This is a genomic window from Pseudomonas sp. PICF6, assembly GCF_009831705.1.
Classification (GTDB): Bacteria; Pseudomonadota; Gammaproteobacteria; order Pseudomonadales; family Pseudomonadaceae; genus Aquipseudomonas; species Aquipseudomonas rhizophila.
Map to the genome: position 1 here is coordinate 376074 of NZ_WUUD01000032.1, position 24454 is coordinate 400527.

Consider the following 24454-nt stretch of genomic DNA (forward strand, 5'->3'; position numbering starts at 1 on the left):
TGATCTCGACCAGCTCAAGCTGCATCTGCGAGCGCAGCTTCTTGTCCAAGGCACCCATCGGTTCGTCGAGCAGCAACAGCTTGGGCCGTTTGGCCAGGGAACGGGCCAGGGCCACACGTTGACGCTGGCCGCCGGAGAGCTGATGCGGCTTGCGCTTGGCGTACTGGCTCATCTGCACCAGCTTGAGCATTTCGGCCACGCGGGCGTCGATCTCGGCTTTCGGGATTTTGTCCTGCTGCAGGCCGAAAGCAATGTTCTGCGCCACGGTCATGTGGGGGAACAGGGCGTAGGACTGGAACATCATGTTGATCGGCCGCTCATAGGGCGGCATGTCGGTGATGTCTACACCGTCGAGGAAAATGCGCCCCTCCGTGGGCCGTTCGAAACCCGCCAGCATGCGGAGCAAGGTGGATTTGCCCGATCCCGAACCGCCGAGCAGGGCGAAGATTTCGCCTTTCTTGATTTCCAGGGACACATCGTCCACGGCAATCGTCTCGTCGAACTTTTTCGTGACCCGGTCGATTTTGACCAACACCTGCTTGGGTGTCTGGTCGCCCTCGAGGGCTTTCTTATAGGCGCCGGAGGCAACTGCCATTTACGAAACTCCCACAAAATTTGCAGCTCGCCCTGCGCGGACGAGCCTTGGAATAGTTAAAGCGCTTGCGCTATTTGCCTGACTTGACCCTGGTCCAGCTGCGGGTCATGACGCGCTGGATCTTGGGCGGCAGCTCGGAGTTGACGTACAGCTTGTCAACGACCGCTTGCGGTGGGTAAACCGCTTCGTCGGTGCGCACTTGCTGGTCCATCAACTCGCCGGCCTTGGGATTGGGGTTCGCATAGCCGACGGCGTCACTGACTTGGGCGATCACTTCAGGCTTGAGTAAATAGTTGATGAAGGCGTGGGCTTCTTTGACGTTGGAGGAATCGCGCGGGATCGCCAGCATGTCGAACCAGAGGTTGGCGCCTTCCTTGGGAATCACATAAGCGATCTCGATGCCCTTTTTCGCTTCTTCAGCACGTTCGCGGGCCTGGAAGATGTCACCGGAAAAACCGGCAGCCACGCAGATCTCGCCATTGGCCAGATCGGAGATGTATTTGGAAGAGTTGAAGTAGGTGACGTAAGGCCGGATCTTGAGAAGTTGAGCCTCGGCCTTCTTGTAGTCTTCAGGGTTCTGGCTGTTGGGGTCCAGGCCCAGGTAATTGAGCATCGCCGGGATCATCTCGTCGCCCGAATCGAGGAACGAAACGCCACAGCTGGAGAGTTTCTTGATGTTTTCCGGTTCGAACAGCATGGCCCACGAGTCGATCTTGTCGACGCCCAGCGCAGCCTTGACCTTCTCGACGTTGTAGCCGATGCCGTTGGTGCCCCACAGATAAGGCACGGCGTACTGATTGCCCGGATCATTCTTTTCCAGGCGCTTGAGCAGCACCGGGTCCAGGTTGGCGTAGTTGCTCAACTGCGACTTGTCGAGCTTCTGGAACGCCCCGGCCTTGATCTGTTTGCCCAGAAAATGGTTGGACGGCACGACCACGTCGTAGCCGGTACGACCGGCCAGCAGTTTGCCTTCCAGGGTTTCGTTGGAGTCGAAGACGTCGTACACCGGCTTGATCCCCGTGGCCTTTTCAAAGTCCGCCAGGGTGGTCTCGCCGATGTAATCCGACCAGTTATAAATATGCACGGTGGAGGCAGCCTGGACGCTGACCGCAAGCGTCAGTCCGGCACCGATCAGCATGGCATTGCGTAACAAAGAAAAAACAGGCACGTGGAGGTCCTCTTAAATAGTTGGGCCCAAGTTGCCCCCGTTACCTGGCAGCGATGTGCCCTGCAACAAAACCGGCGCGCAACTTACCCTCGATAAACCGATCCAGCAAAACTTTTAGTCATTTAATTATTCCCGTTGCCGCCGCCGCGATGCCGGCGACAACAGGAAGATGCCTCAGACCGGCTTACTTGCCAGACTTGATCTTGGTCCAGCTGCGGGTGATCAGACGCAACGTGCCGGCATCCAGATCACTGATTGCATACAGCTGCTTCTTCACTTCGTCAGACGGGTAGATGCTCGGATCGCTGGTGATGTCCTTGTCCACCAGTGGCGTGGCCGCCTTGTTGCCGTTCGGGAAACGTACGGCGTTGGTGATTTCAGCCATGATCTGCGGCTGCATCAGGAAGTTCATGAACTTGTAGGCAGATTCGACGTTCTCCGCGTCCTTGGGAATGGCGACCATGTCGTAGAAAGTGCCGGCGCCTTCTTTTGGAATGACGTAGCTGAGCTTGACCTTGTCTCCCGCTTCCTTGGCGCGCTCCTTGGACTGCTCCAGGTCGCCGGAGTAGCCCACGGCCACGCAGATGTTGCCGTTGGCCAGGTCCGAGATGTATTTGGAGGAGTGGAAATAGGCAACCGAAGGACGAATCTTCAGGAACAGGTCTTCAGCGGCCTTCAAGTCAGCCTTGTCCTTGCTGTCGGTCGGCTTGCCCAGGTAATGCAGTGCCGCCGGGATCATCTCGGTCGGTGCATCGAGGAAGCTCACGCCGCAGCTCTTGAGCTTGGCCATGTTTTCCGGTTTGAACACCACGTCCCACGAATCGATCTTGTCGATACCCAGTGCAGCCTTGACCTTCTCCGGGTTGTAGCCAATACCGATGGAGCCCCACATGTAGGGGAAGGCATATTTGTTGCCCTTGTCGCTGGCATCGCCCACGGCCTTGAGCAGGTCGGTGTCCAGGTTCTTCCAGTCCGGCAGCTTGGACTTGTCCAGCTCCTGGTAAACACCGGCCTTGATCTGCTTGGCCAGGAAGTTGTTCGACGGCACCACGATGTCATAACCGGACTTGCCCGCCAGCAACTTGGCTTCCAGGGTCTCGTTGCTGTCGAACACGTCGTAGACGACCTTGATCCCCGTCTCTTTCTCGAACTTGGCGACCGTGTCCGGTGCAATGTAATCGGACCAGTTATAGACGTGCAGCACTTTGTCGTCCGCCTGAACAGCACTCGCCATCACGCCCGTCAGGGACATGGCGAGGAGGGTCTTGCCAGCCATCTTCATACCTAATGTCTTCATGCCTAATGCCTTCATGAAAAATGCTCCAGTTATTCTTCTTAGCCGTCGTTCAGTAGCCGGCTCGCGGGCAACTTGAACAGCCGGTAGTCTGGCAAGTTACAGGCCAGCCTTTCAACAAAAGCCCAGCCTTTTGTTTACGCTGGACGAGGCCCGTACGGGCGCCTCGCTCAGAGCCTAGCACTTAGCCTTGCAACGCACTGAGCGTCAGGTCCAGGCAGTGCCGCGCCTTGGTCACCAGTTCATCGATCTCGGCCTTGCTGATCACCAGCGGCGGCGCAATGATCATGGTGTCACCCACGGCGCGCATGATCAGCCCGTTATCAAAACAGAACTGCCGGCAGATCATGCCCACACCCCTGCCTTCGTAGCGCTTGCGCGTGGCCTTGTCCTGTACCAGTTCGATCGCCCCCAGCAAGCCGACACCGCGTACCTCACCCACCAGCGGATGATCGTTCAGTTCCCGCAGGCGCTGTTGCAAATAGGGTGCCGTTTCGCCATGAACACGCTCGACGATCTTTTCGTCGCGCAGAATGCGTATGTTTTCCAAGGCCACCGCAGCGGCTACCGGGTGACCGGAATAGGTAAACCCGTGGTTGAAGTCGCCGCCTTCGTTGAGCACCGCCACCACATCGTCACGCACGATCAGGCCGCCCATGGGGATGTAACCGGAGGTCAGGCCCTTGGCGATGGTCATCATGTGGGGTTTCAACCCGTAATGATCGGTACCGAACCACTCACCGGTGCGACCGAAACCACAGATCACTTCATCGGCCACGAACAGGATGTCGTACTTGGCGAGGATTTCCTTCATGCGCGGCCAGTAGCTGTCCGGCGGCACGATGACTCCGCCCGCGCCCTGGATCGGCTCGGCGATGAAGGCACCGACATTGTCCACGCCGATTTCCAGGATCTTTTCTTCCAGCTGGTTGGCCGCACATACGCCGAACTCTTCCGGGCTCATGTCGCCGCCCTCGCCGAACCAGTACGGTTGGGCGATGTGGACAATGCCGGGGATCGGCAGGTCGCCCTGCTCGTGCATGTACGTCATGCCGCCCAGGCTCGCGCCGGCCACGGTCGAACCGTGATAACCGTTCTTGCGGCTGATGATGACTTTTTTGTTCGGCTGGCCCTTGATCGCCCAGTAGTGGCGGACCATGCGCAGCATGGTGTCGTTGCCTTCGGAGCCGGAGCCGGTGAAGAACACGTGGTTCATGCCTTCAGGGGCGATGTCGGCGATGGCTTTGGACAATTCCAGCACCGGCGGGTGAGCGGTCTGGAAGAACAGATTGTAGTACGGCAGCTCGCGCATCTGCTGACTGGCGGCGTCGGCCAGTTCGTCGCGGCCGTAGCCGACGGCCACACACCAGAGGCCGGCCATGCCATCGAGGATCTTGTTGCCTTCACTGTCCCACAGGTAAACGCCCTTGGCGTGGGTGATGATGCGCGGGCCTTTCTCTTTGAGCTGCTTGAAGTCGCTGAATGGCGCCAGGTGGTGATCGTTGCTCAGGGCCTGCCATTTACGGGTTTGCGGATTGTTGCCGGTCATGCGAATTCTCCTTGTAGATCGGTGGGGACGGAACTGCCTGAAGCAGTCCCGTCCGGCGCTTCAGACGGCAAAGAGCAGGAATTCCCGCTCCCACGAACTGATGACGCGCTTGAAGTTTTCATGCTCGGCCCGCTTGACCGCGACGTAGCCTGTGATGAATTTCTTGCCCAGGTATTTCTCGATGGTGGCGCTGTTTTCCATGCGCTCGAGGGCATCTTCGATGGTCAGTGGCAGGCGCAGGTTGCGACGTTCATACCCTCGCCCCACCACCGGCGCGCTCGGGTTGATGCCTTCGACCATGCCGATGTAGCCGCACAACAGGCTGGCGGCGATCGCCAGGTACGGGTTGGCGTCGGCGCCCGGCAAACGGTTTTCCACCCGACGGTTCTGCGGCCCGGCTTCCGGCACGCGCAGGCCCACGGTGCGGTTCTCTTCACCCCATTCCACGTTCACCGGCGCCGACGTATCCGGCAGGAAGCGGCGGAACGAGTTCACGTTGGGGGCAAACAGCGGCAGCAGCTCGGGGATGAACTTCTGCAGACCTCCAATGTGATTCAGGAACAGCGTGCTCATGGTCCCGTCTTCATTGGAAAAGACGTTCTTGCCGGTGTCTTTGTCGATGATGCTCTGGTGCAGGTGCATCGCACTGCCGGGCTCGCCGGTCATGGGCTTGGCCATGAAAGTGGCGGCTACGTTGTGCTTGAGCGCCGCTTCGCGCATGGTGCGCTTGAACACCAGGATCTGGTCGGCCAGGGACAAGGCGTCGCCGTGACGGAAATTGATCTCCATCTGCGCCGTGCCGTCCTCATGGATCAGCGTGTCGAGGTCCAGCTCCTGCAGTTCGCACCAGTCGTAGACGTCTTCGAACAACGGGTCGAATTCGTTGGCCGCTTCGATCGAGAACGACTGACGGCCGGTTTCCGGGCGACCGGAGCGGCCAATGGGCGGCTGCAACGGGAAGTCCGGGTCGTCGCTGCGCTTGGTCAGGTAGAACTCCATTTCCGGCGCGACGATCGGCTGCCAGCCCTTGTCGGCATAGAGCTTGAGCACTTTCTTGAGCACGTTGCGCGGCGACAGTTCGATGGGATTGCCATGCTTGTCGTAGGAGTCGTGGATAACCTGGGCGGTGGGCTCGATGGCCCAGGGCACAAGGAACACTGCGTTTTCGTCCGGGCGGCACATCATGTCGATGTCGGCAGGGTCGAGCAGTTCGTAATAGATGTCGTCTTCGACATAGTCGCCCGTAACGGTCTGGAGCAGAACGCTCTCGGGCAGGCGCATGCCTTTTTCGGCAATGAACTTGTTGGTCGGCGAAATCTTGCCCCGGGTGATGCCGGTCAGGTCGCCAATCATGCATTCGACTTCTGTGATCTTATGGTCTTTCAACCAATCGGTGAGCTGGTCGAGGTTGTTACTCATAAATGCCTCTAGGCGTGAGTTTCCTGGCTGCTATTTAGTAGTCAGGCGTTGTTTGACGCATCGGCGTCGCGTTGTGTTGCCCTTGCCCGGCAGGCATCGCCAAATGCCTGGAAAATCGCAAGGTAGTACGGGTTGGAGCTTACCTCCCATTCAGGGTGCCATTGCACACCTAAAGCAAAAGCCTTGCCTCCTGGCACCGAAACAGCCTCGATCAGGCCATCCGGCGCCACCGCTTCGGCCTGCAACCCAGGTGCCAGACGCTCGATACCCTGGCTATGGATCGAATTGACCTGAATCGCCAGCGGCAGCCCCAGCCCTGCCAGAATACCGCCAGGCTGGATATGCACAGCGTGGGCAGGACCGTATTGGACATCCACCGCTTGAGTGTCGTCTTCACGATGATCGATGAACGTTCCGACTTCATGAACTTTCTGATGCAGGCTGCCGCCAAAGGCTACGTTCATCTCCTGGAACCCACGGCAGATACCCAGCACCGGGATGCCGGCCGCTACAGCGGCACGGATCAACGGCAGGGTGGTGGCATCCCGTGCAGGATCATGAGCAGTGCCCGGCGCGCTGGCGGGGCCCTGATAGTGAAAAGGTTCTACATTAGAAGGAGAGCCGGTAAAAAGAATGCCGTCCAGGGCGTCCAGAATATCGGACGGCGGGAACAGATCCGCCAGGGACGGAATCAGCACTGGCAAGCCCTTGGCGGCTGTCGCGACAGCCCGGGAATATTTATCGCCACTGACGTGATACGCATGCAGACCCATCTGCCTGGAGCAGGTGGTGACGCCGATTAACGGCAGGCGAGACATGAAGCACCCCGGTATTATTGCTGTTATGGGTTTGAATCGAGCTTAGCCTTGTTCATTTTTTTACACAACACCCCCGTAAAAAATACAACACGGCCCGCTCAAGCCTGCGGGCGCCATCTCCTCCAAAGGGAAAAAAACGCCCCAAATTGCCTCAAAAAAGCCCCGCAGGTGCTTTTTTAGAGCAAAAAAGGCCCAGCTTGACTTCGGCATGCCGTTCGGGTTGACTGGGTTTAGAAGAGATCAATGATTGATATTTTTAACAACAAAGGTGTTGCATCATGTCGGTACCCCCGCGTGCCGTTCAGCTTAACGAAGCGAACGCGTTCCTTAAGGAACATCCTGAGGTTCTGTACGTTGACCTTCTGATTGCGGATATGAATGGTGTGGTGCGCGGCAAGCGCATTGAACGCACCAGCCTCCACAAGGTTTACGAGAAAGGCATCAACCTGCCGGCCTCTTTATTTGCCCTGGATATCAACGGCTCCACGGTGGAAAGCACCGGCCTGGGCCTGGACATCGGCGACGCTGACCGGATCTGTTATCCAATCCCTGACACCCTGTGCAACGAGCCATGGCAGAAGCGCCCTACCGCGCAACTGCTAATGACCATGCACGAACTTGAAGGTGACCCTTTCTTCGCCGACCCTCGCGAAGTCCTGCGCCAGGTCGTGACCAAGTTCGATGAGCTGGGCCTGACCATCTGCGCGGCATTCGAACTGGAGTTCTACCTTATCGACCAGGAGAACGTGAATGGACGCCCACAACCGCCCCGCTCGCCGATCTCCGGCAAACGCCCGCACTCGACACAGGTCTACCTGATCGACGACCTCGACGAATACGTCGATTGCCTCCAGGACATTCTGGAGGGAGCCAAGGAGCAAGGCATTCCCGCCGATGCCATCGTCAAGGAAAGTGCCCCGGCGCAGTTCGAAGTGAACCTGCACCACGTGGCCGACCCGATCAAGGCCTGCGACTACGCGGTACTGCTCAAGCGCCTGATCAAGAACATCGCCTACGACCATGAAATGGACACTACCTTCATGGCCAAGCCGTATCCGGGCCAGGCGGGCAATGGCCTGCACGTCCACATTTCGATCCTGGATAAAGATGGCAAGAATATTTTTGCCAGCGAGGATCCCGAGCAGAACGCCGCACTGCGTCACGCGATCGGCGGTGTGCTCGAGACCCTGCCGGCGCAGATGGCTTTCCTCTGCCCGAACGTGAACTCCTACCGTCGTTTCGGCGCACAGTTCTACGTGCCGAACTCGCCGACCTGGGGCCTGGACAACCGCACCGTGGCCCTGCGCGTACCCACCGGCTCCGCCGATGCGGTGCGTCTGGAACACCGCGTGGCCGGCGCCGACGCCAACCCGTATCTGCTGATGGCCGCCGTACTGGCTGGCGTGCACCATGGCCTGGTCAACAAGATCGAGCCCGGTGCGCCGGTGGAAGGCAACAGCTACGAGCAGAACGAGCAAAGCCTGCCGAACAACCTGCGCGATGCCCTGCGCGAGCTGGACGACAGCGAAGTCATGGCCAAGTACATCGATCCGAAATACATCGATATCTTCGTGGCCTGCAAGGAAAGCGAGCTGGAGGAGTTCGAACACTCCATCTCCGACCTTGAGTACAACTGGTACCTGCATACCGTGTAAGCGGGTTGCAGTAAAAAAACGCCGCAGGCCTTCGAGGCTGCGGCGTTTTTTTATGCCTTGGGGTGGATGGCCGCCTTCGGCGGATCGCGAGCAGGCTCGCTCCCACAGGGAACTGTGGTGAGCATGATTAACTGACCACCAAAGATCCAATGTGGGAGCGAGCCTGCTCGCGATGACGGCCTTGAAGACAACACTGAACCCGGCTCGTACAATGCCCGGCAGCCCCGCAGGAGACACCGATGACGCGCACCGCCACCCCTCGCAAGCCTCGCGCCCGCAGCCAGGCCCGGATCGACTCGATTCTCGATGCCGCCCGCACGCTGCTCGCTGCCGAAGGCGTGGCCAGCCTGTCGATCTACAGCGTCGCCGAACGCGCCGGGATACCGCCCTCCTCGGTGTATCACTTCTTCGCCAGCGTCCCGGCCCTGCTGCAAGGGCTGACCGCCGACGTCCACGCGGCCTTTCGCGCCTGCCTGCAAGTGCCGATCGATCATGCGCGACTGAACCACTGGCACGACCTGTCGCGGCAGGTGGAGCAACGCATGCTGACCATCTACAGCCAGGACGCCGCCGCCCGCCAACTGATCCTGGCCCAACATGGCCTGACTGAAGTCATCCAGGCCGACCGTCAGCACGATCTCGAACTCGGCGAATTGTTGCACAAGCTCTTCGCTCGCCATTTCGAACTGCCGGCACTGCCCCATGACGTTGATGTGTTCGCCCTGGCCATGGAACTGGGCGACCGCGTGTACGCGCGCTCGGTGCAGCAACACGGCCAGATCACCCCGCGCATGGCCGAAGAAGGCATGCGGGTGTTCGATGCTTACCTGGGGTTGTATCTGCCGCCGTATTTGCCCAAGCGCTCTGATTGATCGAACGCGGAGCATCCGCAGAGGCGTTAGCACGCAGAGCGTGGGAACGATAAGCCCCGAAGGGCTCATGCCGTCCGGGGCTGTGGGTGAAACATCGCTCACAACTTGGCGATAGACACCTCCGTGGATTTGACGAAGGCGATCACTTCGCTGCCGATCGCCAGCTCCAGCTCCTTGACGGAACGAGTGGTGATGACCGAGGTGACAATACCCGAGGCAGTCTGGACGTCGATTTCCGACAGCACGTCGCCCTCGACGATTTCCTTGATGGTGCCTTTGAACTGGTTGCGTACGTTGATGGCTTTGATAGTCATGGTGTCGATTCCTGTCTGGATGAAGTTATTGCGCCCAACGCAGTTGCGTGGGCAGGGGTGAAATCGGTTCGGGCTCCGGCGGTTGGCCGGGCAAGGACAGCACGCGGTTGAGGACTTCGGTTTCCAGGCTCGCCAGCCGATGAGAGCCGCGAGCCCGTGGGCGTGGCAGGTCGATGGCCAAGTCGAGGCCGATCCGGCCGTCCTCGATCAGGATCACCCGGTCGGCGATGGCCACCGCCTCGCTGACGTCATGGGTCACCAGCAGCACGGTGAAGCCGTGTTGCTGCCACAGGCGCTCGATCAATTGCTGCATCTCGATCCGGGTCAGGGCGTCCAGCGCCCCCAAGGGTTCGTCGAGCAGCAACAGGCGTGGCTGATGAATCAGCGCGCGGGCCAGGGCCACCCGTTGTTTCTGTCCGCCAGACAGCGCCGCCGGCCACTCATGAGCGCGGTCGGCCAAACCGACGGCTTCCAGTGCTTGCAACGCCTGCGGGCGCCAGTTGCCCTTTAGGCCGAGGCCAACGTTGTCGATGATTTTTTTCCAGGGCAGCAAACGCGCCTCCTGGAACATCAACCGCGTGTCCTGTTGTGCGGCACTCAACGGTGCCGAACCCGCCAGTAATTGGCCGTCAGTGGGTTGATCGAGGCCAGCCAGCAAGCGCAGCAAAGTACTTTTGCCGCAGCCGCTGCGCCCGACCACTGCCACGAACTGCCCGGCCGGTATATGCAGGTCAATGTCACGCAGAACCTGGCGCGAACCGAAGTTTTTTTGCAATTTGCGCACGGCCAGCGGGATACCGCGCAGCAAGCGTGGAGGTTGTTGGGCGGTCATGCGGGACCTCCCTTGCTCACTTGATACGCCGGGTGCCAGCGCAGCCAGACCCGCTCAAGCCCGCGGGCGGCAAGGTCGGCCAGCTTGCCGAGCACGGCGTACAGAAGAATAGCCAGGACCACCACGTCGGTCTGCAGGAATTCCCGGGCATTCATTGCCAGATAACCGATGCCGGCACTGGCTGAAATGGTTTCCGCCACGATCAGCGTCAGCCACATGAAGCCCAACGCAAAGCGCACGCCCACCAGGATCGAAGGCAAGGCGCCGGGCAGGATCACTTGGCGAAACAGGCTGAAGCCGGACAAGCCGTAGCTGCGCGACATTTCCACCAGCGCCGGATCGACGTTACGAATCCCGTGGTAGGTGTTGAGGTAGATGGGGAACAGCGTGCCCAGCGCCACCAGGAAAATTTTCGCTGACTCATCGATGCCGAACCACAGGATCACCAGCGGAATCAGCGCCAGGTGCGGCACGTTACGCACCATCTGCACCGAGCTGTCCAACAGTCGCTCGCCCCATGTCGACAAACCGGTGATGAAACCCAGGGTCAGGCCGATACCGCCGCCGATCAGGAAGCCCACCGCTGCGCGCCAACCGCTGATGGCCAAGTGCGTCCAGATTTCGCCGCTGCGCACCAGGTTGACCCCGGCTTCGATGACGGCCACGGGGGCCGGCAGGATCCGCGTGGACAACCAGCCTGCCGATACCGACAGTTGCCACACCGCCAGCAACAGCAGCGGCACCGCCCAGGGCGCCAGGTTGTGGATAATTTTCTTCATGGCCGCCTCAGCTCTGGGACGCGGCTTTGGGAAGAATGTCGTTGGCGACCATTTCACCAAACGGGCTCACATAGCCCTGGCTCTTCGGCAACTCCGGGCGCTCCACGTCCAGGTGTGGGAACAGCAGTTCCGCCACGCGATAGGACTCTTCCAGGTGTGGATAACCGGAGAAGATAAAGGTGTCGATACCAAGGTCGGCGTACTCCTTGACCCGGGCCGCCACGGTCGGGCCATCGCCCACCAACGCCGTTCCGGCGCCGCCGCGCACCAGGCCGACACCGGCCCACAGGTTGGGGCTGACTTCCAACTTGTCGCGTCGGCCGCCATGCAACGCGGCCATACGTTGCTGGCCCACCGAATCGAAACGCGCCAGGGAGGCCTGGGCACGGGCAATGGTGTCGTCGTCCAGGTGGGAGATCAGCCGGTCGGCCGCTCGCCAGGCTTCGGCGTTGGTTTCACGCACGATCACATGCAGGCGGATGCCGAAGCGCACGGTACGGCCAAGCTTCGCGGCCTTGGCCCGCACTTGTTCGATTTTTTGCGCGACGGCTGCGGGCGGCTCACCCCAGGTCAGCACCATTTCCACCTGTTCGGCCGCAAGATCCTGGGCAGCTTCCGACGAGCCGCCGAAATACAGCGGCGGACGCGGTTGCTGAATTGGCGGATAGAGCAGCTTGGCGCCCTTCACACTGATGTGCTCACCGTCATAATCCACGGTTTCGCCTTCCAGCACCCGGCGCCAGATGCGGGTGAATTCCACCGACGCCTGGTAGCGTTGCTCGTGGTCCAGGAACAGGCCGTCGCCAGCCAGTTCGTCCGGGTCGCCGCCGGTCACCAGGTTGAACAGCGCACGTCCACCGGACAACCGGTCGAGCGTCGCGGCCTGGCGCGCCGCCACCGTCGGGGAAATGATCCCGGGGCGCAGGGCGACGAGGAACTTCAGGCGCTGGGTCACCGGAATCAACGAAGCGGCCACTAGCCAGGAGTCCTCGCAGGAACGCCCGGTAGGAATCAGCACACCGCCGAAACCCAGTCGATCCGCCGCCTGGGCTACCTGCTGCAGGTAGCCGTGATCGACGGCGCGGGCGCCTTCAGCAGTGCCAAGGTAATGGCCATCGCCGTGGGTGGGCAGGAACCAGAAAATATTGAGGCTCATGGAGTGGTCTCCTAAGGGATCGAATTACTGCGCTTTCGCAACGGCCGCCGGCGGCGTCCAGATCACGTCCTTGATGCTCAAGGGTTTGGGGATCAATTTGAGCTGGTAGAAGCGGTCAGCGATTTTCTGCTGCGCCGCCACCACGTCCGGCGTGAGGAACAACGCCCCGTAGCCTTGGCGTTTCACCGCCGTCAGGGTGATGTCCGCCGGCAGGCCGAGCAGCGGCGCTACCTGCTGGGTCACCTCTTCAGGGTTGGCCTTGGACCACTCCCCCACCGCGCGCACTTCTTCCACCAGCGTCGTGATGACCTGGGGATTTTTTTGCGCATAGGGTTTGGTGGCGAGGTAGAACTGGTGGTTATCGACGATGCCTTTGCCGTCACGCAGGGTGCGTGCCTGCAACTGTTGCTCAGCGGCCGCCTGATACGGATCCCAGATCACCCAGGCGTCCACGCTGCCACGTTCGAACGCCGCACGGGCATCGGCCGGTGGTAGGAAAACGGTCTGGATATCGGCGTACTTGAGGCCTGCATCTTCGAGTGCCCGGACCAGCAGGTAGTGGACGTTGGAGCCTTTGTTCAGCGCGACTTTCTTGCCCTTGAGGTCCTGCACCGACTGGATGGGCGAGCCCTTGGGCACCAGGATCGCCTCGCTGTCAGGCGCGGGCGGCTCGTAAGCCACATAAAGCAGGTCAGCGCCGGCCGCCTGGGCGAATACCGGAGGGGTTTCGCCGGTCACACCAAAATCGATGGAGCCGACGTTCAAGCCTTCAAGCAGTTGGGGGCCGCCGGGAAACTCGGTCCATTGCACGTCCACGCCCTGGGCGGCGAGGCGCTTTTCCAAAGTACCCTTGGCCTTGAGCAGCACCAACGTGCCGTATTTTTGGTAACCGATCCGAAGGGTCTCGGCTTGAGCCTGGGTGATGGCGCCGAAGGACACAGCCGCAGCAAACAGAGCGACCAGCCCGCGACGCAAAATGACAGTGCGCATGGCGCCTCTCCTTTTGCTGTGGGGTTTTGGCTGCACCTGCTTGGCCGTTGGCGGCTGAGTAAGGTGGAGTTGAATCAGTGATGTATCGGGTCAGATGCTCCAGCGAGCACTCAATAGGCGTTCATTCAATACGCTGGGGTCCAGCGGCTTTGGCCGGCGAGCCATGGCGCTGTAGAACTGCTCCAGCGCTTCGCTCAGGCGCGCTTGCAGGGCCGGGGCCAACTGCGCCTGGGCACTGCCTTCGCCATAAGCGATCTGGCTGTCTTCGGCGAAAATCCCATGGAGCATTTCCTGGGCCTTGAGCGCCGACAGCACCGGCTTGAGGGCGTAATCCACCGCCAGCATATGGGCGATGCTGCCGCCCGTGGCCATGGGCAATACCACCTTATGGGCCAGGGCACGTTCCGGCAGAAGGTCCAGCACTGTCTTCAATGCACCGGAAAAAGACGCCTTGTAGACCGGCGTGGCGATCAACAGCCCGTCGGCGTTTTCGATCTGGGCGAGCAGGTCCACCACCTTGGGGCTGCCGAAGCGGGCATGGAGCAAATCCTCGGCGGGAAAATCCCGCACCTGATAGCTCACCACTTCCACCCCCTGTTGCTGCAACCAACGTTGTGAGCGCTCCAGCAGCACTCCTGAACGGGAGCGCTGGCTAGGACTGCCGCCGAGCGAGACAACCAACATACCAACCATTCCTTAACTGTCACGTGCGATGCGCAGTGGGCGATCTCGCGGGATGGAGCAAACCATAACAGCCGGTTTATATATCTTTAAATCATATTTTTTCATTTGTTTATTCGATAAAGAGATATAAACATCAAGACGTAAAAAAGGCCGTCGGAACGGCCAAAACCCTTAGTGCACAGAGATCCTCTTTGTGGGAGCGAGCCGCTCGCGATGGCGGCGGATCTGCCGGCGGCGATGTCGACTGATAGACCACTATCGCGAGCAGGCTCGCTCCCACAGGTTCAGGTTTTGCGTCAGCGATTGGGCTGCGGAGTGAGGCGCAGATAAGGTTTTACCGCGCGGTAACCCTTGGGAAAGCGCTGCTTGAGTTCTTCCTCATCCTTGAGCGATGGCACGATTACCACTTCATCGCCATCCTGCCAATTGGCCGGTGTCGCCACCTTGTAGTTGTCGGTCAATTGCAACGAATCGATGACCCGCAGGATTTCATTGAAGTTGCGCCCGGTGCTGGCCGGGTACGTGATGGTCAGGCGAATCTTCTTGTTCGGGTCGATCACGAACAGGGAGCGCACGGTCAGCGTGTCACTTGCGTTGGGGTGGATCAGGTCATACAGGTCTGACACCTTGCGGTCGGCGTCGGCCAGGATCGGGAAATTGACCACCGCATTCTGAGTTTCGTTGATGTCCTCGATCCACTTGTGGTGCGAGTCCACCGGGTCTACCGAGAGAGCAATGGCCTTGACTCCACGTTTGGCGAACTCGTCCTTGAGCTTGGCGGTCAGGCCCAGTTCGGTGGTGCACACCGGTGTGAAATCCGCCGGATGGGAAAACAGCACTCCCCAGCTATCGCCGAGCCACTCGTGGAAGCGAATCTTGCCGGCGCTGGAATCCTGTTCGAAATCGGGGGCGATGTCGCCGAGTCTGAGGCTCATGGTGCGGCTCCTGATGGTTTTTGTGAGTCCAAACTGTGCACCGGTTTTGATTGCTTTAAAAAGAATCAATATCCATTTATCTAGATCAATAGCGAATATAAAAAACTGTTCACTGGCGGCTTCGGGCCTAGCCGCTCATGATTATTTCCGAGGTTTCGAGAAGGCCTCGAGTTGCTGAAAGAGGAGAAGGTTCGGAGAAGGCTACAGGGGTGGGCCTGATCCGAAGACGCAAAAGCCCCGCCCGGCGTGCTGCCGGGCGGGGCTTCTTTACTTCGCTACGTCTTACATGAAGTTGTAAGTGTAGTTGAAGATCACGCGAGTCTGATCCTGATCATCGCCAACACCGCTGCTGCGGTAGGAGCCGTGACGCACGGTGGTACCGAAGCCTTTCAACGCACCCTGCTGGATGACGTAATCCACACGCATGTCGCGTTCCCACTCGGAGTAATCGCTTGAGCCGCTGACGGTTTTAACGTCATCACCACGCAGGTAGGAAACCGAGGCTTTCAGGCCTGGAACGCCCAAGGAAGCGAAGTCGTAGGAGTATTGGCCGAAGGTGGTATTTTCACCGGCACGGACAAACCCGTTGATCATGCTGTCGGTGAACAGGTAGAAGCTCGCACCACCGGCACCTTCGGGGCGACCGTTGCCATCAACTACGTTGCCCTGGTTCAGGTAGACAAAACCACCGTCATCGCCGACTTGCTGGTGACCCAACAGGAAGGCACTGCCGCCGAGGGTGTAAGTGAACATCGCGCTCCAGGTCTTGTTATCGACCTCGCCCGGGTTCTTGGCATAGCCACTGTTGTTGTTGAAGCGATAGCCCGCGTCGCCGTTACGGCCATCCGAGCTGCTGTCGAAATAGCGCAGGTCGGTCTTGAAGGATTGCCCCTCGCTGATCGGGAAAACGTGTACCGCGCCCAGGAAGTGCTGCTTGTAGTAATCCTGCAGGTTGGCGTAGTAGTACTGCAGGGTCAGGTCTTTGGTGACCTTCCAGTCAGCACCGGCGTAACGGAACTGGTTGCTTTCCTCGGTACCGCCCGCCACTGCCAGACCCGTGCTGTTGCTCGATGCACGACCTGTGGCGTGTTCCAACTGACCAGCGTTGAAAGTAACGTTGTCGATTTCCTTGGAGGTGATGGTGCCACCTTCAAAGGTCTGTGGCAGCAGACGGCTGTCGTTGGCAACCAGGATCGGCAGGTTTGGTGCCAGGGCGCCACCCACGTGAGCTTCGGTTTTGGAGAAAAGTGCCTTTACGTTGCCGGACAAACGGCTCCACTCATGCACAGCCGAACCATCAGTATCGGCTGGCATATAGGAGCCGGCGTTACGACCTCTCCCCCCATCGAGACGAATACCAACCAGCGCCTGAGCGTCGATGCCGAAACCAACCACACCCTGCGTGAAGCCAGATTTGTAGTCGAACTTGAGGCCGGTGCCCGTTTCGCGCAGATCTTCAGTGCCCGTTTCACGGTTATCGTTATTGAAATACAACGTACGAGAACTGACAGACGCCTTGCTGTCCTCGATAAAACCCGCGGCGCCTGCCTGCTGCGCCAGAACCCCAACGGCCACAGCCAGGGCCAAGGTGGACTTGTTCATGCTTCGCTCCTCTCGTTTTCTAATTCTTGTGTGTCTTTGGTTCCGGGTCGAACGCCCGGAATCCGCGGATGCGTGATTAGCGCCAGACCGTGACTGGCAAGTCAATCGTAAGCATTTGTGATTACGACCATCGTCTAACCCCGCGACACCGGCCCGCAGAATAATGGTTTGTTTATAAATCTAAAAAGAATTGTTTCATAAGTTTTCAGCTCATTTGGAAATATCACCGCCATCAAAGCGTCATCCAACCGTGACATGGCATATCGGCCAGTCTGTGAATTACTGAATGTTTTTATTGATGGCGGTTCTGCACTGTGGCGATCCTGGGAAACGCAGCAGGCTCCCAAGCATTCCAAATGCAGCACTCATGGACAAAACAGCGTAGCTGCGATCTTGATGGATTCCAGCCTGACGGATCATTGTCTGGAATCAAGAAGGTCGCAGCTACGCGGTTCGCTCCGATGTGCGGCTCCCCCAGGCAGGACGCCTAGAGGGCTTTTTCGAAGATTTTCGAGTTGCGCTGATAGTTGTACAGCGATGCCCGCGCCGCTGGCAGGCGCTCGACACTGCTGGGCTCAAAGCCCCGCTCGCGGAACCAATGGGCCGTACGGGTGGTGAGTACGAACAGCGTCTTGAGCCCTTTGGCCCGAGCCCGGGTTTCGATCCGCTCCAGCAGCTCATCGCCACGACCGCCGTGGCGGTATTCCGGATTCACCGCCAGGCACGCCAGCTCCCCGGCATCCGAATCGGCGATCTGATAAAGCGCCGCGCAGGCGATGATCATGCCTTCGCGTTCGACCACGCTGAACTGCTCAATCTCACGCTCCAGCACTTCGCGGGAACGGCGCACCAGAATCCCCTGTTCTTCCAGCGGGCTGATCAGGTCCAGCAAACCGCCGACATCCTCGATGGCCGCTTCGCGCACCACCTCGAATTGTTCCTGGGCCACCAGCGTACCGCTGCCATCGCGGGTAAACAGTTCGGCCAGCAACGCACCGTCTTCGACGTAGCTGACGATATGACTGCGCGCCACACCGCCGCGACAGGCCTGGGCCGCCGCATCCAGCAGCTCGGCCTGATAGTCGCTGCCCAGCCGTTGCATGTGGGCCGGGACCTGTTGCGGGCGCAACTCGCGCACCAAACGACCGTCTTCGCCGATCAGCCCCTGCTCGGCACCGAACAGCAGCAGTTTGTCGGCTGCCAGGTCGATGGCCGCCCGGGTCGCGACGTCTTCGCAAGCGAGGTTGAAAATCTCCCCGGTCGGCGAATAGCCCAATGGTGACAGCAGGACGATGGAGCGTTCGTCCAGCAGGCGATTGATGCCCTTGCGATCGACCCGACGGACTTCGCCGGTGTGGTGATAATCCACGCCTTCCAGTACGCCGATGGGCCGTGCCGTCACCAGGTTGCCGCTGGCGACCCGCAGGCGCGAACCCTGCATCGGCGAGGACGCCATGTCCATCGACAGGCGCGCTTCAATGGCGATGCGTAGCTGGCCGACAGCGTCGATCACGCACTCCAGGGTTGCAGCGTCGGTGATGCGCATACCGTGGTGGTAATGGGGCGTCAGGCCCCGCGCGGCGAGGCGGGTTTCGATCTGTGGACGCGAACCATGAACCAGCACCAGGCGCACGCCAAGGCTGTGCAGCAGCACCAGGTCGTGGACGATGTTGCCGAAGTTCGGATGTTCCACACCATCGCCGGGCAGCATGACGATGAAGGTGCAATCGCGGTGGGCGTTGATGTAGGGCGAAGCGTGACGAAGCCAATTGACGTATTCGGGCATGAACCTGGGCCTGTAAATAAATAGCAGCCGAAAAAAGACGAAACGGAACGCACAGCGGGCTGATGGTTATCGTCGGAACAGGCTTGGCGACACGCGCGCTCTCCTCATGAATACGGGCCCGGATGTGGGCAATTTAGCCGGCCGTGGCCGGTGTCAGGCAGTAATGTTCGATCAGTTGCCGCAATAGCTGCACGGTAGGTTGCAAACGTGACATTTCAAGGTACTCGCCCGGTTGGTGGGCACAGGCGATATCGCCGGGGCCAAGTACCAGGGTTTCGCAGCCAAGACGCTGAAGATAAGGCGCTTCGGTGCCAAACGCCACTGCTTCGGCACGATGGCCGGTGAGTCGCTCGGCCACTCGCACCAGTTCGCAGTCTTCGGCCTGCTCGAAGGGGGGCACTTCGGGGAACAGCGGTGCGTAGTCGATCTTGACTTTATGACGCTCGGCGATGGGATTGAGCTTCTGCTGGATCGCAGCCCGCAAGACATTCGGGTCCATGCCGGGCAATGGCCGCAGATCGAACTCCATGGAGCACTGGCCGCAAATCCGGTTGGGGTTGTCGCCGCCGTGGATGCAGCCGAAATTCAGGGTTGGCTGTGGCACGGTGAATTGCGGGTTACGAAATTCGCGCTGCCATTGCAGGCGCAGGCCACGCAACTCGCCCATAGCGTCGTGCATCGCTTCAAGGGCGCTGTGACCCAGGCTCGGGTCGGAGGAATGACCACTGCGCCCGAGAATGTCGATGCGCTCCATCATGATGCCTTTGTGCATCCGAATCGGCTTGAGGCCGGTCGGCTCGCCGATCACCGCCGCACGCCCCAACGGTCTTCCGGCATCGGCCAGGGCACGGGCGCCGGCCATGGAGCTTTCTTCGTCGCAAGTGGCCAGGATCAGCAAGGGCTGCTTGAACGGTTGCTCCAGCAAGGGCTTGACCGCTTCGATGGCGAGGGCGAAAAAACCCTTCATGTCGCAACTGCCCAGGCCAACCCAACGGCCATCGACCTCGGTGAGCTTCAGCGGATCGGTCTGCCACAACTGGCCGTCGAACGGCACCGTGTCGCTGTGCCCAGCCAGTACCAGGCCTCCGGGACCGCTGCCGAAACTGGCCAGCAAATTGAACTTGCCGGGGCTGACCTGCTGGATATCGCAGGAGAACCCCAGATCGGCGAGCCAACCCGCCAGCAGCTCGATCACGGCACTGTTGGACTGGTCCAGCCCAGGTTGGGTACAACTGACCGAAGGCGCGGCGATCAGGGCAGCGAACTGATCTTTCAGGGTGGGCAAAGGCATCGCTGGCTCCGGACTTACAAATTGATGTCCATCATAGAACCATCTTGCGCGAGTGTCCTGTCTCACCAAAAAGGAACAGTATTGGTGAGACAGGACACTCCCATAAACCGCCGCGGCGCGTAGAACGGATGAGTCCTGTACACTGCACGGCCTTGGCAGCCACACCTTCCCCCGGCTGCGCACCCGATCCCTGGATTTTCCGGCCATGCAGAAAGAAACCGAAATCAAACTCCGCGTCAGCCGCGAGACCCTGGCAGCCTTGCGCGAGCACCCATTGCTCAAGAAACGCAACAAAAGCGGCTGGGAACGCCACGAACTGATGAACCAGTATTTCGACACGCCAGAGCGTGACCTGGCCGGGGCCAAGGTCGCCCTGCGCCTGCGTCGCGACGGCGAAGAGGTGATCCAGACCCTCAAGACTCGCGGCCAGAGCATCGCCGGCCTGTCCGAGCGCAACGAGTACGACTGGCACCTGCCCAAAGCCAAGCTCGACCTGAAGAAACTCGATGGCGAATGCTGGCCAGAGGCGTTGGCCGAACTGGACAAGAAAACCCTCAAGGCCATCTTCACCACCGATTTCGTGCGTGAACGCGCGGAAATCGCCTGGGGCCGCGGCAAAAGCAAAGTGGTCATCGAGGCCGCGCTGGACCTGGGCCACGTCGTGGTCGGCAAGCAGAAGGAAGAAATCTGCGAGCTGGAGCTGGAATTGCGCGAAGGTGAACCCGCTGCCCTGCTGGAACTGGCCGCCGAGCTGGCCGCGACCCTGCCCTTGATGCCGTGTGATATCAGCAAGGCCGAGCGTGGTTATCGCCTGCATGATGCGAACAGCTATGCCCTGAGCCTGCCGGCCCCGCAATTGACCGCCGAGATGCCACTCGATGATGCCTTTGCCGCGCTGAGCTGGCATTTGCTGGGCAGCAGCCAGCGTCTGGCCGAACAGTATCGTTTCAACGGCCACTGGCGCCTGCTGCAGGATTGGGTGGAAAACCTGGCCGAATTGCGCGCCCTGCTCAGCAGCCTCGGCCAGGCCGCACCACGCCAATCGACGCATGACTTGCGCGTCGCCCTGGACGCACTGCTGGAAGACTGGCGCCCGTTGGTCCAGGCCGGCCTGGATGACGAAGACGTGCGCAAGGCCGCGCCGGAACAGTTCCTTGAAGAGCTGCAAGACCCGCGCTGGGGCCAATTCTCCCTCAACACCTCACGCTGGCTGCTGGCCCGCAGCTGGGCTGCCGAGCGCAACACCCGCGGCAATCGCCAGGGTGCCGCCCAACTGGCTAGCTGGCTGCCGCGCCTGCTGGGCGAAGAGTCCTCGTCGCTGCAACTGCAACGCTATCAGCAACAGCCGGAAGACCTGGCCGAACAGCTGCCGCGCATTGAACGCATCCAGGCCTGGCTGCACCACGCTCGCCATGTGCTGGAAATCCCGGAAATGGACCGCCTCTACGGTGAGCTGAACAAACTGGCACAACTGGCCAACGAACCGATTACCGAAGAAGCCCTGGAGGCGCGCAAGCAACAGGCGATCGCGGTTTATCAGAATCGGGCCTGGAAGACTTTGCTGCGCCTGTAACATCGCCATCGCGAGCAGGCTCGCTCCCACAATGGATCTTCGGCGAACAGAGATCCCATGTGGGAGCGAGCCTGCTCGCGATGGGGGCCAGCACAAACACCGCAAAAACAAGCTCAGCGCACCACCGGCAAACTCGTCGTCGATTTGATCTCCGACAGCGCCACAATCGAGTTCACTTCCTGGATCCCCGGCACCATCGACAGCTTTTCGAAGAAGAAGCGTTCATACGCCTCGATGTCCGCCGTGACGATGCGCAGCAGGAAATCCACCGACCCCATCAGCACGTAGCATTCCAGCACCTCGGGAAAACCGCGAATGGCTTCGGTGAACTCGGTGAAGTTCGAACGTCCGTGCGCGTTGAGTTTGATTTCGGCGAATATCTGCGTGTTGAGGCCGATTTTCTTGCGATCGAGCAAGGTCACCTGACCGCGAATAATCCCCTCCTCCTTCATCCGTTGAATCCGCCGCCAGCAGGGTGATTGGGACAAGCCCACCTGTTCGGCGATCTGCGCGCTGGACAGCGAAGCATCCTCTTGCAACAGCGCCAGGATCCTGCGGTCGTAGCCGTCCAACTCTCCGTGCATAAATAAACCTCTTCTAGGCTGAATCCAGAATCATACGATTCACCGAATCTGAATAATCATTCATATTAGATAAGAAATACCCCGTCGCGCATGTAAACATTTCTCCACATCCCCGGAGACCGTCCATGCCCCCTCTCGAAGCCGTCACCCCCAACCGACCCGATGTCTGGCACGCCCAGAATCGCCATTGTCGCGCCCACTACCATCTGCGGGCCGAAGCCGAACCGGATCTGCTGTGCCGGGCGCTGAATCTATTTGCCCTGCAAGGCCTGACACCCCGGCAGGTCCACGTCGAACGCGACGACGATCTGCTGTCGATGGAGATCCTCATGGACGGGTTGAGCTGGCACCGTGCCCAAGTGCTCGCTGAAAAATTACGTAACCTGATCAGCGTGTGTTCCGTGGACCTGCAAGACGCTGACAGTGCGCGCCTTGAGCCGGCCCAGGCGGCAGGCTGAACGGCTGCCGGCAAGAATTCGAAACGCATTGGTCGGGTAGTGGCCCAACGGTCCATAGTGTCGGGACTATTCTTTTGCAGACCGAGCGAGGACGCCGAAGCGTCTGTATCGCGGCTTTGCTGCAATTGTCCAATAGGAACCCGCATGTCCACCAAACACGCCACTCAGGACCGCTGGCTGGACCTCAATGATCTGCTGCGCCAATTGGTCGCCCAGGGCTTCATCAGCCAGGACTGCGCCGAAACCGCACTCAATGCGCGCCGGCGCCATAGCGCCAGCGCCCAGCTGCACCCACTGGAGTTCATCGCCAACCAGCATCTGGACGATCTCAGCCGCCCCGGCAAGCGCCTGGACCTGGAAAGCCTGACCCTCTGGCTGTCGCAGCAGGCCGGCCAGCCCTACCTGCGCATCGACCCGCTGAAAATCAACGTGGCGGCCGTCACGCCGCTGATGTCCTACGCCTTTGCCCAGCGCCACAAGATTCTCGCGGTGGCTGTAGACCGCGACGCAGTCACGGTGGCCAGCGCCCAGCCTTACGTCAGCAGTTGGGAAGCGGACCTGACCCATGTACTCAAGCTGCCAATTCAGAGGGTCGTTGCCAACCCGGTGGATATCCAGCGCCTGAGCGTGGAGTTCTATCGCCTGGCCAAATCGGTCAGCGGTGCCACTACGGTCGATCAACAACCGAGCAATCTGAGCAACTTCGAACAACTGCTCAACCTGGGCGCCAGCGATCAGGAGCCGGACGCCAACGACGCCCATATCGTCAACATTGTCGACTGGCTGTTCCAATACGCCTTCCAGCAACGTGCCAGCGATATCCACATCGAACCGCGTCGCGAGCAGGGCACGGTGCGCTTTCGCATCGACGGGGTGCTGCACACCGTCTATCAGTTCCCGCCGCAGGTGACGATGGCGATCATCAGTCGCCTCAAGAGCCTGGGGCGGATGAACGTCGCGGAAAAGCGCAAGCCCCAGGACGGTCGGGTCAAGACCAAGACTCCGGACGGTGGCGAAGTGGAATTACGCCTGTCGACGCTGCCCACGGCGTTTGGCGAAAAAATGGTCATGCGGATCTTCGATCCCGAAGTACTGCTCAAGGACTTCGACCAGCTCGGCTTCTCCGCCGATGACCTGCGCCGCTGGCAAGACATGACCCGTCAGCCCAACGGCATCATCCTGGTGACCGGCCCCACCGGTTCGGGCAAGACCACCACCCTCTACACCACCCTCAAGAAGCTGGCGACGCCAGAGGTAAACCTTTGCACCATCGAGGACCCGATTGAAATGGTCGAGGCGTCCTTCAACCAGATGCAGGTGCAGCACAACATCGACCTGACCTTCGCCGCCGGGGTCCGGGCGCTGATGCGGCAAGACCCGGACATCATCATGATCGGCGAGATCCGCGATCTGGAAACCGCTGAAATGGCGATCCAGGCGGCGCTCACCGGACACCTCGTCCTCTCGACCCTGCACACCAACGATGCACCGAGCGCCATCAGTCGCTTGCTGGAGCTAGGCGTGCCCCATTACCTGATCAAGGCCACGGTGCTCGGCGTCATGGCCCAGCGCCTGGTACGCACGCTGTGCCCGCACTGCAAGGCTCCTCTGACCCTGGATGAAGACGATTGGCAGACCCTGACACGCCCCTGGCAGGCCCCGTTGCCGGCCAATGCCCAACAGGCCGTCGGCTGCCTGGAATGCCGTGACACCGGCTATCGCGGCCGCGCCGGGGTCTACGAAATCATGCAACTGACCGACAGCGTCAAAGGCTTGATTCACCCCGACACCGACCTGCTGGCGGTGCGTCGCCAGGCATTCAAGGAAGGGATGCGCAGCTTGCGGTTATCGGGCGCACAAAAAGTCGCCGCAGGGCTGACGACCGTTGAGGAGGTCCTGCGCGTGACCCCGCAGAGTGAGCAGAAGTAGCTGTGGGGAGAGGCTGTGGGAGCAAGGCTTGCCCGCGATGAAAATGACGCGGTCTCCCAGGGAAGCAAGGCGCCTGCATCGCGAGCAAGCTTTGCTCCCACTGAGTGATGACAATGGCCGTTTGCCCTACACTCAGGGCGCGCAAGTCATTTTCAATCAGAACAGGGAACA

At 60.2% G+C, this 24454-nt stretch carries 22 protein-coding genes; 5 read left to right on the forward strand and 17 right to left on the reverse strand.

The window, feature by feature from the left end; all coding sequences use genetic code 11:
• The 6 genes from GSM73_RS27795 to GSM73_RS22300 all read right to left on the reverse strand — a co-directional run.
• On the reverse strand, positions 1–595 hold a 595-nt coding region (locus GSM73_RS27795; RefSeq protein WP_256677050.1), incomplete at its 3' end, for an ABC transporter ATP-binding protein.
• Positions 596–665: 70 nt separating this feature from the next.
• Positions 666–1733 (reverse strand): polyamine ABC transporter substrate-binding protein, encoded by a 1068-nt coding sequence (locus tag GSM73_RS22280; RefSeq protein ID WP_076386497.1) that lies wholly within the window; start codon positions 1731–1733, stop codon positions 666–668.
• Between the two features lie 214 nt (positions 1734–1947).
• Positions 1948–3060, reverse strand: coding sequence for a polyamine ABC transporter substrate-binding protein (locus GSM73_RS22285; RefSeq protein WP_076386499.1), 1113 nt, complete (start codon positions 3058–3060; stop codon positions 1948–1950).
• Positions 3061–3241: 181 nt separating this feature from the next.
• A complete protein-coding gene (locus tag GSM73_RS22290) occupies positions 3242–4606 on the reverse strand; it encodes an aspartate aminotransferase family protein (protein WP_160893854.1) in 1365 nt (454 codons plus the stop codon).
• A gap of 60 nt (positions 4607–4666) precedes the next feature.
• On the reverse strand, positions 4667–6025 hold the full coding sequence (locus GSM73_RS22295; protein ID WP_047226056.1) for a glutamine synthetase family protein: 1359 nt from the start codon (positions 6023–6025) through the stop codon (positions 4667–4669).
• 41 nt (positions 6026–6066) lie between these two features.
• Entirely contained in the window at positions 6067–6843 is a 777-nt protein-coding gene (locus tag GSM73_RS22300) for a gamma-glutamyl-gamma-aminobutyrate hydrolase family protein (protein WP_076383050.1), read from the reverse strand.
• A 278-nt stretch (positions 6844–7121) separates the two neighbouring features.
• Between GSM73_RS22300 and GSM73_RS22305 the strand changes: the two genes are divergently transcribed.
• Both GSM73_RS22305 and GSM73_RS22310 read left to right on the forward strand, forming a co-directional pair.
• Positions 7122–8498: a glutamine synthetase family protein gene (locus tag GSM73_RS22305; RefSeq protein WP_047226058.1), complete on the forward strand. Its 1377-nt coding sequence runs from the start codon at positions 7122–7124 to the stop codon at positions 8496–8498.
• A gap of 239 nt (positions 8499–8737) precedes the next feature.
• Positions 8738–9370: a TetR/AcrR family transcriptional regulator gene (locus GSM73_RS22310; RefSeq protein WP_047226059.1), complete on the forward strand. Its 633-nt coding sequence runs from the start codon at positions 8738–8740 to the stop codon at positions 9368–9370.
• Positions 9371–9468: 98 nt separating this feature from the next.
• Here the strand turns inward: GSM73_RS22310 and GSM73_RS22315 are convergent, their stop codons facing one another.
• From GSM73_RS22315 to argE, 10 genes are all read right to left on the reverse strand, one after another.
• The gene (locus GSM73_RS22315) at positions 9469–9684 is read right to left on the reverse strand and encodes a molybdopterin-binding protein (RefSeq protein WP_003177394.1); all 216 of its coding nucleotides are present in this window, start codon (positions 9682–9684) and stop codon (positions 9469–9471) included.
• 25 nt (positions 9685–9709) lie between these two features.
• Positions 9710–10516: an aliphatic sulfonates ABC transporter ATP-binding protein gene (gene ssuB, locus GSM73_RS22320; RefSeq protein WP_107321383.1), complete on the reverse strand. Its 807-nt coding sequence runs from the start codon at positions 10514–10516 to the stop codon at positions 9710–9712.
• Positions 10513–11295: an aliphatic sulfonate ABC transporter permease SsuC gene (gene ssuC / locus GSM73_RS22325; RefSeq protein WP_107321382.1), complete on the reverse strand. Its 783-nt coding sequence runs from the start codon at positions 11293–11295 to the stop codon at positions 10513–10515. The genes ssuB and ssuC overlap by 4 nt, the downstream gene beginning before the upstream one ends.
• 7 nt (positions 11296–11302) lie before the next feature.
• The gene (ssuD, locus tag GSM73_RS22330; RefSeq protein WP_160893856.1) at positions 11303–12451 is read right to left on the reverse strand and encodes an FMNH2-dependent alkanesulfonate monooxygenase; all 1149 of its coding nucleotides are present in this window, start codon (positions 12449–12451) and stop codon (positions 11303–11305) included.
• Positions 12452–12475: 24 nt separating this feature from the next.
• Positions 12476–13441, reverse strand: coding sequence for a sulfonate ABC transporter substrate-binding protein (locus tag GSM73_RS22335; protein ID WP_047226063.1), 966 nt, complete (start codon positions 13439–13441; stop codon positions 12476–12478).
• Between the two features lie 90 nt (positions 13442–13531).
• A complete protein-coding gene (ssuE, locus tag GSM73_RS22340) occupies positions 13532–14125 on the reverse strand; it encodes an NADPH-dependent FMN reductase (protein ID WP_047226064.1) in 594 nt (197 codons plus the stop codon).
• 296 nt (positions 14126–14421) lie between these two features.
• Positions 14422–15060, reverse strand: coding sequence for a peroxiredoxin (locus GSM73_RS22345; RefSeq protein ID WP_003206652.1), 639 nt, complete (start codon positions 15058–15060; stop codon positions 14422–14424).
• A 282-nt stretch (positions 15061–15342) separates the two neighbouring features.
• Complete coding sequence (locus GSM73_RS22350) at positions 15343–16662, reverse strand: OprD family outer membrane porin (protein ID WP_047226066.1); 1320 nt, start codon at positions 16660–16662, stop codon at positions 15343–15345.
• 487 nt (positions 16663–17149) lie between these two features.
• The gene (gene argA, locus GSM73_RS22355) at positions 17150–18448 is read right to left on the reverse strand and encodes an amino-acid N-acetyltransferase (protein ID WP_047226067.1); all 1299 of its coding nucleotides are present in this window, start codon (positions 18446–18448) and stop codon (positions 17150–17152) included.
• A 133-nt stretch (positions 18449–18581) separates the two neighbouring features.
• Complete coding sequence (argE, locus tag GSM73_RS22360) at positions 18582–19739, reverse strand: acetylornithine deacetylase (protein ID WP_047226068.1); 1158 nt, start codon at positions 19737–19739, stop codon at positions 18582–18584.
• A gap of 205 nt (positions 19740–19944) precedes the next feature.
• On the opposite strand from argE, the gene GSM73_RS22365 reads away from it, so the two are divergent.
• Positions 19945–21312 carry an inorganic triphosphatase gene (locus GSM73_RS22365; RefSeq protein WP_076383052.1) on the forward strand — a complete coding sequence of 456 codons (1368 nt, stop codon included), beginning with the start codon at positions 19945–19947 and terminating at the stop codon, positions 21310–21312.
• Positions 21313–21425: 113 nt separating this feature from the next.
• On the opposite strand, the gene GSM73_RS22370 is transcribed toward GSM73_RS22365, so the two are convergent.
• The gene (locus GSM73_RS22370) at positions 21426–21896 is read right to left on the reverse strand and encodes an Lrp/AsnC family transcriptional regulator (RefSeq protein ID WP_047226070.1); all 471 of its coding nucleotides are present in this window, start codon (positions 21894–21896) and stop codon (positions 21426–21428) included.
• 125 nt (positions 21897–22021) lie between these two features.
• Here GSM73_RS22370 and GSM73_RS22375 point away from each other — a divergent pair, with 125 nt between their 5' ends.
• Both GSM73_RS22375 and GSM73_RS22380 read left to right on the forward strand, forming a co-directional pair.
• Positions 22022–22354, forward strand: a complete 333-nt coding sequence (locus tag GSM73_RS22375; RefSeq protein WP_076383053.1) for a hypothetical protein — start codon at positions 22022–22024, stop codon at positions 22352–22354.
• Positions 22355–22498: 144 nt separating this feature from the next.
• Positions 22499–24283, forward strand: coding sequence for a GspE/PulE family protein (locus GSM73_RS22380; RefSeq protein ID WP_047226072.1), 1785 nt, complete (start codon positions 22499–22501; stop codon positions 24281–24283).
• Positions 24284–24454: the final 171 nt, after the last annotated feature.

Coding starts and splice junctions, on each gene's coding strand:
- GSM73_RS22280 (WP_076386497.1), bottom strand. CDS start 1,733: ATGCTGATCGGTGCCGGACTGACGCTTGCGGTCAGCGTCCAGGCTGCC.
- GSM73_RS22285 (WP_076386499.1), bottom strand. CDS start 3,060: ATGAAGACATTAGGTATGAAGATGGCTGGCAAGACCCTCCTCGCCATG.
- GSM73_RS22290 (WP_160893854.1), bottom strand. CDS start 4,606: ATGACCGGCAACAATCCGCAAACCCGTAAATGGCAGGCCCTGAGCAAC.
- GSM73_RS22295 (WP_047226056.1), bottom strand. CDS start 6,025: ATGAGTAACAACCTCGACCAGCTCACCGATTGGTTGAAAGACCATAAG.
- GSM73_RS22300 (WP_076383050.1), bottom strand. CDS start 6,843: ATGTCTCGCCTGCCGTTAATCGGCGTCACCACCTGCTCCAGGCAGATG.
- GSM73_RS22305 (WP_047226058.1), top strand. CDS start 7,122: ATGTCGGTACCCCCGCGTGCCGTTCAGCTTAACGAAGCGAACGCGTTC.
- GSM73_RS22310 (WP_047226059.1), top strand. CDS start 8,738: ATGACGCGCACCGCCACCCCTCGCAAGCCTCGCGCCCGCAGCCAGGCC.
- GSM73_RS22315 (WP_003177394.1), bottom strand. CDS start 9,684: ATGACTATCAAAGCCATCAACGTACGCAACCAGTTCAAAGGCACCATC.
- ssuB (WP_107321383.1), bottom strand. CDS start 10,516: ATGACCGCCCAACAACCTCCACGCTTGCTGCGCGGTATCCCGCTGGCC.
- ssuC (WP_107321382.1), bottom strand. CDS start 11,295: ATGAAGAAAATTATCCACAACCTGGCGCCCTGGGCGGTGCCGCTGCTG.
- ssuD (WP_160893856.1), bottom strand. CDS start 12,451: ATGAGCCTCAATATTTTCTGGTTCCTGCCCACCCACGGCGATGGCCAT.
- GSM73_RS22335 (WP_047226063.1), bottom strand. CDS start 13,441: ATGCGCACTGTCATTTTGCGTCGCGGGCTGGTCGCTCTGTTTGCTGCG.
- ssuE (WP_047226064.1), bottom strand. CDS start 14,125: ATGTTGGTTGTCTCGCTCGGCGGCAGTCCTAGCCAGCGCTCCCGTTCA.
- GSM73_RS22345 (WP_003206652.1), bottom strand. CDS start 15,060: ATGAGCCTCAGACTCGGCGACATCGCCCCCGATTTCGAACAGGATTCC.
- GSM73_RS22350 (WP_047226066.1), bottom strand. CDS start 16,662: ATGAACAAGTCCACCTTGGCCCTGGCTGTGGCCGTTGGGGTTCTGGCG.
- argA (WP_047226067.1), bottom strand. CDS start 18,448: ATGCCCGAATACGTCAATTGGCTTCGTCACGCTTCGCCCTACATCAAC.
- argE (WP_047226068.1), bottom strand. CDS start 19,739: ATGCCTTTGCCCACCCTGAAAGATCAGTTCGCTGCCCTGATCGCCGCG.
- GSM73_RS22365 (WP_076383052.1), top strand. CDS start 19,945: ATGCAGAAAGAAACCGAAATCAAACTCCGCGTCAGCCGCGAGACCCTG.
- GSM73_RS22370 (WP_047226070.1), bottom strand. CDS start 21,896: ATGCACGGAGAGTTGGACGGCTACGACCGCAGGATCCTGGCGCTGTTG.
- GSM73_RS22375 (WP_076383053.1), top strand. CDS start 22,022: ATGCCCCCTCTCGAAGCCGTCACCCCCAACCGACCCGATGTCTGGCAC.
- GSM73_RS22380 (WP_047226072.1), top strand. CDS start 22,499: ATGTCCACCAAACACGCCACTCAGGACCGCTGGCTGGACCTCAATGAT.